Annotated in this window: 5 protein-coding genes and 1 pseudogene; 2 read left to right on the top strand and 4 right to left on the bottom strand. The window is 38.2% G+C overall.

The window, feature by feature from the left end; translation table 11 throughout:
* On the bottom strand, positions 1–132 hold a 132-nt coding region (locus ARSQ2_RS15045; protein ID WP_202880416.1), incomplete at its 3' end, for an IS630 transposase-related protein.
* A gap of 311 nt (positions 133–443) precedes the next feature.
* On the opposite strand from ARSQ2_RS15045, the pseudogene ARSQ2_RS13170 reads away from it, so the two are divergent.
* Both ARSQ2_RS13170 and ARSQ2_RS09965 read left to right on the top strand, forming a co-directional pair.
* A pseudogene (locus ARSQ2_RS13170) lies at positions 444–1165 on the top strand (glycosyltransferase family 39 protein); the annotation flags it as partial.
* 276 nt (positions 1166–1441) lie between these two features.
* A complete protein-coding gene (locus ARSQ2_RS09965) occupies positions 1442–1834 on the top strand; it encodes a hypothetical protein (RefSeq protein ID WP_181995202.1) in 393 nt (130 codons plus the stop codon).
* Positions 1835–2187: 353 nt separating this feature from the next.
* Here ARSQ2_RS09965 and rfaC read toward each other — a convergent pair whose 3' ends face one another.
* From rfaC to rfaD, 3 genes are read right to left on the bottom strand one after another with little or no spacing between them, the layout of a single operon-like run.
* Entirely contained in the window at positions 2188–3162 is a 975-nt protein-coding gene (gene rfaC / locus ARSQ2_RS09960) for a lipopolysaccharide heptosyltransferase RfaC (protein WP_181995201.1), read from the bottom strand.
* 2 nt (positions 3163–3164) lie between these two features.
* Complete coding sequence (rfaF, locus tag ARSQ2_RS09955; protein ID WP_181995200.1) at positions 3165–4211, bottom strand: ADP-heptose--LPS heptosyltransferase RfaF; 1047 nt, start codon at positions 4209–4211, stop codon at positions 3165–3167.
* Between the two features lie 11 nt (positions 4212–4222).
* Positions 4223–5161 carry an ADP-glyceromanno-heptose 6-epimerase gene (gene rfaD / locus ARSQ2_RS09950; RefSeq protein WP_181995199.1) on the bottom strand — a complete coding sequence of 313 codons (939 nt, stop codon included), beginning with the start codon at positions 5159–5161 and terminating at the stop codon, positions 4223–4225.
* Positions 5162–5502 lie beyond the last annotated feature (341 nt).

Genomic DNA, 5502 nt, shown 5'->3' with positions numbered 1-5502 from the left:
CTCTATTTGATTAATACAACGCGATACAGATGCAGAGCCAATCCGAAATTGCTTCGCTGTTTCTCGGATACTCAACCCTTCTTCTTGCATCGTAAATATCACTTTACGTCTAAAATCAATTGAATAGCTCATATAAATAATGTCATCAAAATTAAGTCGCTTAGCTATATTGAACATCGCTAAAACCCATAGCGAAATAGCACTTATAGCTAAGCGTCTTAATTTTGATTACAAAATATATGTTTTTCTCCAATATAAATTTACTGATATAGAGTAATTCCTTGTAATCATTTTAAAGTCGCCCAGCTATATGATAATTCACTAAACAATATAACTTAACAAATAGTACATATTTTGTCTTTTCTTCATTATAGTGTTACTGGTTTAATTCAAATAAATGGGATCCTTACCCTCCAATTTTATAACTAACGATGAAAAATAATATGCCTTTATCTAGCTCAAATTCAAAAATATTGCTCTATCTGTGGGTATCGATTTATGCAATTTTATGGATTTGTGGAAGTTATTTTTTAGATCCAACCGTAGCTTACGATGCTGTTGAAGTAGTTAACTGAGGAATGAACGGTGAATGGGGCTCCCCCAAAAACCCTTGGTTTGTTGGTGCCGTTATGTGGACCGCCATCTACTTAAACCTCTCCTACAGTTTTTCTTGCTATTTTATTCACTTTGTTTGTATAGCCATTGGTATGATAGGGGTATGGTCGCAACTGGCTTACCGCCTCAGTCACAAAATTGAATTGGCTTGGTTTGCATTATTGATACTAAATTTATCAGGCATCATTAATTTTGATATCATTCCTTATAATCATAACTATATTTTGGTCACTCTATGGCCCTAGGTGCTACTCTTCTTCCTGCGTGCTGTTTATGATCATCCTAAATGGTGGCTTGCCCTTGCACTGGTATCTGGCTTGGCAACCATGGGGGTAAGTATTCAACATTGGCCCTGGTTGGCACGGTTTTTTTATTAACCCTTTTCGTGCCTAAGGTGCGCAAAAGTTATCAACAACCCCTTTTTTATATTGCAATTGCACTTTGTTTTGCATTGATCTTGTCTAATTTGTTCTGGCTATTAGAAAATGATTTTTCTGCCTTTAAATGGGTTGATTCACAGATCGAACAAGGCTTTAACCTGCATGTTGTCAGCTCAACATTATAGCTAAGCGTCTTAATTTTGATTACAAAATATATGTTTTTCTCCAATATAAATTTACTGATATAGAGTAATTACTTGTAATCATTTTAAAGTCGCCCAGCTATATCTGTTTTCTACCCGTTAGTTATTGCTACCATAATTCTCTATCTATTAGGTGGTAAAATAGGCTGGCCTAAAGAGCAACCCAATCAATTAGTTAATTTTATTTTACTCCTTCCCTTAGCCGTAATTTTTGGTTGGTTTTTGTTTCATGATGGAGGGCAGATGACCGAATGGTTACAACTCTTTATGATGATTGCGGCGCCATTATTTATTGGCTCTATCTCCATTTCGCCCAAGAAATCACTACGAAAGATATTTTTTGGTTTAATTATCATTGGCGGCCTGATCTTTTTAGGTTACTGCCTGGTATTAAATTATAATATCCGTGGCGCTGGACAGAAAATGATCGATATTAAAGCACTCACGGCAGAAGGACAACAGCGCTGGCGGCAAAAATATGATCAACCATTAAAATATGTTGGTGGCGAAGATAACCTTTATCAATGGTTTATTATCTATGCTTCTGATAGGCCAGACACTATCCAGCCTTGGGATAGCAGTGAAGATCCAGCCACCAAATGTTTATTATCGCGATATTACGGCAGAAAAAATTAAAAAACATGCTGCTTTATTATTAGGGCGAAAAGGTAAAGATTGCAGCCAAGAAAATTTTACTAGGATGGCAAAACATTAGCCACAATTTATCATTAAAAAAGAAGCCATTATTTAGCAATCAGAACCAAACGCTGATCCGCAATCAATGTGCTTATGATTTATTGCGCCAGAAAAAATTATCATTAAAAATAGAATGACAATGAAATAGGAAGAAAATTTTCATTGTCACAAAATTGCTACCTATATTTGTATCAACCTGGCAGTTTTACTAAAGCTAACTTAAGTTTTACTAAGTAAATTTCTTTGCTCGGTTGTGCCTTATCTGTCAACAAATAGATAGATAAAAATTTTCACTATTTATTGTCTATTATTAAAACTAATCGTTGGTAGATTTCATTCGGTTTAATTGTCGCCATATTGCCATCAGCTGAAACAATTGCTTGTTGTGCTTCACCATAACCGCCAATTAATCCCGGATCGGTAGGGCCATAGAGGGTAATATTCGGTTTGCTCAGTGCAGCGGTTAAATGGCTTAATCCTGTATCAACTGAGACGACTGCTTTGGCTGCGACAATTTGTTGAGCTAATTTGTCTAATGACAGCTTAGGCAATACCTCAACATGCTTAAAACCAGTGGCCAGCCTCAGGGCACGGTGATGTTCCAGATTGGTTCTCCACGGTAATTTAACTGTTAAGCCTTTAGCTGCTACAGCGGTGATCAATTGTCGCCAATGGGACTCAGGCCAATGTTTCTCATCACGTGTGGTGGCATGGAAAAAAATAATATAAGGATCGTTTTCTTTTGCCAAAGCCGGTGGCGAAAAATAGGCTCCAGTACCATAATCACCGACAATAGTCGGTTTACTATAATGTAAACTATCAGCAAATAATTGTCGGATACGTTCAACCGCATGCAGCTGTTTATTGACACTATAGCGACAATCATAAAATAGGCTTGCTATAGGCTCGCGAGCACTTTTCCAATCATAACCATGACTTACACCACTAGCTAACCGTGTGATCAAAAAAGCACTTTTCAATAATCCTTGTGCATCGATCACAGCATCATATTCTTGCTGTTGCAATTGGGCACGAAAAACGGCTCTTTGCTGCCTGACCGATTTTGCCAACCAGTTTTTTCCCCAGCGTCGAATCGCTACCGGAATAACTCGCTTAACAGCATGATGCCAGCGTGGAATTTCGACAAAATTTTCTTCAACAACGCAATCAAACTGAATATCAGGATAGCGCATAACTGCATCAGTCAGTGCAGGTAAAGTATGCAATACATCACCCATCGATGAGGTTTTAACAATCAACACTTTCATGGCTATTGGCTCTCCGCCAATAACTGAGTTAATGCGGTGAACACGCATTCGGGTTTTATATCAATCAAACTTTGATGATAGCCACTTTCTGCGCTACTTTTCCTGACCTTATGATAACCGGTTATTAAACGGATAATTTCTACTCGATTTGACAATGGTGGTGTAAAATCAGGGCTACTTGGCCCATAAAGAGCTACCAAAGGCCGATTTAATGCTGCAGCAATATGCATTAACCCGGAATCATTGGTCACCACAGCTCGACAAGATGCCAATAAATTAACTACCTGCTCCAGGGTTGTTTTACCTGCCAGATTAAAACAATGCTGCCGACAATCTGCAGAAAGTGACTGTCGAATATCTTCACCGATACCACTATCTTTTTGCGAGCCAAAGATTAAAATTTGATAACCATCGGCAGCAAATAACAATTGTGCCAACTCACCGTAATGATACGCTGTCCAGCGTTTAGCTGGGCCAAATTCTGCACCTGGACAAAAACCGATAATCGGTAACTGTTCTGGAATATGAAAAATGCGTTTACTCTTGACAATCTCTGTTTCTGTCACCGCAAGTTGCGGCCATAAAATAGGCTTTGGGATCTCATCGGCGTTGTTAACAGTTCCTTTTTGATAAGCTAAAGCCACATAACGCTGAACCATTTGTGGAAAAGCGGCTTTATCTAATAGGCGAATATCATTTAGCAACCAATAACGCATCTCACCCCGCCATCCTGTCCGTATTGGTATTTGGGCAAAAAAAGGCACCAGCGCAGATTTAAAAGAGTTAGGTAAAATATAGGCTTGATCATAACGCTGAGTACGTAAATGAATACCAAGCTGACGACGTACACTGATAGCTAAACGACGATGGCCCAAAGGCATCGATATGGCCTGCCTGACTTCAGGTATTTTGTTTAATAGTGGCCAACACCAATCAGGCGCCATAACATCAATTTCTGCGTCTGGGTGTAGGGTCTTCAAAGTACGGTAAAGACTCTGCGACATCATCATATCGCCCACCCATGACGGGCCAACTACCAGTATCTTCATACTATTTCGATTTAATCATTGCAATTTAACCATTGCATATAGTCAGCAAGCCCTTCCGCCACAGTTTTGAACGGTTTATCGTAACCCCTAGCACGTAATTTGGTGAGATCTGCTTCGGTAAATGCCTGATAACAACCTTTCAATTTATCAGGAAAGGAAATATATTCCACTGCCAGTTTTTTTTCCTGATGAAAAGCGATTACCGCATCAGCTACCGCCTGAAAAGAGTCAGCCTTACCGGTACCACAGTTAAATATGCCGGAGATTTTATTTTGCCAACACCATAAATTAACCCCGGCAACATCACTGACATGAATAAAATCACGTTTGAATTTTTCACTACCGGCAAAAAGTTTTGGCCTTTGCCCTTGATTGATTTGGCTATTTAAATGGAAAGCAACACTGGCCATACTCCCCTTATGCCCCTCACGCGGACCATAAACATTAAAATAACGGAAGCCACAGACTTGTGAAGTAATTTGTGGTAAAAGCCCACGAACATATTGATCAAATAAAAACTTTGAATAACCATATAGATTTAATGGTTTTTCATATTGCCGCTCTTCAATAAAATGATCACTGCGCCCACCATAAGTTGCAGCTGAAGAAGCATACAAAAACGCAATATCTCGTTCAATACAGTAATGAAGTAACTCTTTCGAATATTCATAGTTATTATTCATCATATACTGACCATTCCACTCAGTGGTAGATGAACAAGCGCCTTCATGAAAAACTGCGTCAACTTCACCAATATTATCACCAGCCATTATACTCGCAATAAAATCTTCTTTCTCGATATAATCTGCAATATCTAAATCGACTAAATTAACAAATTTAGCGCCATTTTTAAGATTATCGACCACCAGAATGTCACGACGCCCTATGTCATTCAGTGCTTTAACAATGTTGCTACCAATAAAACCAGCCCCACCCGTGACTATGATCATTGGATTTACCTCTACTCAATCGATCTAATCGTTGCTTATATTAGGTGATAATAACATTTATCCCACTATTAGGTGATAATAACATTTATCCCACGTTAACCACAGTAACTCATCTGATTTATCCAAATAGAATAACTAACCAGAAGCAACAAAACGGTTGCACTCCTCAATCTGTTCGTCAATTAACTACTCTATTAAAATAAATTACAGCAGAACGGGTCAGCACAATTTTCACTTAATTTATTAAAGATATAGCTAAGCGACTTAATTTTGATTACATTATTTATATGAGCTATTCAATTGATTTTAGACGTAAAGTGATATTTATAGATAAGCGTCTT

This window comes from Arsenophonus endosymbiont of Bemisia tabaci Q2 (assembly GCF_902713415.1).
GTDB lineage: Bacteria > Pseudomonadota > Gammaproteobacteria > Enterobacterales > Enterobacteriaceae > Arsenophonus.
This window is presented reverse-complemented; position numbering and strand designations above follow the sequence as displayed.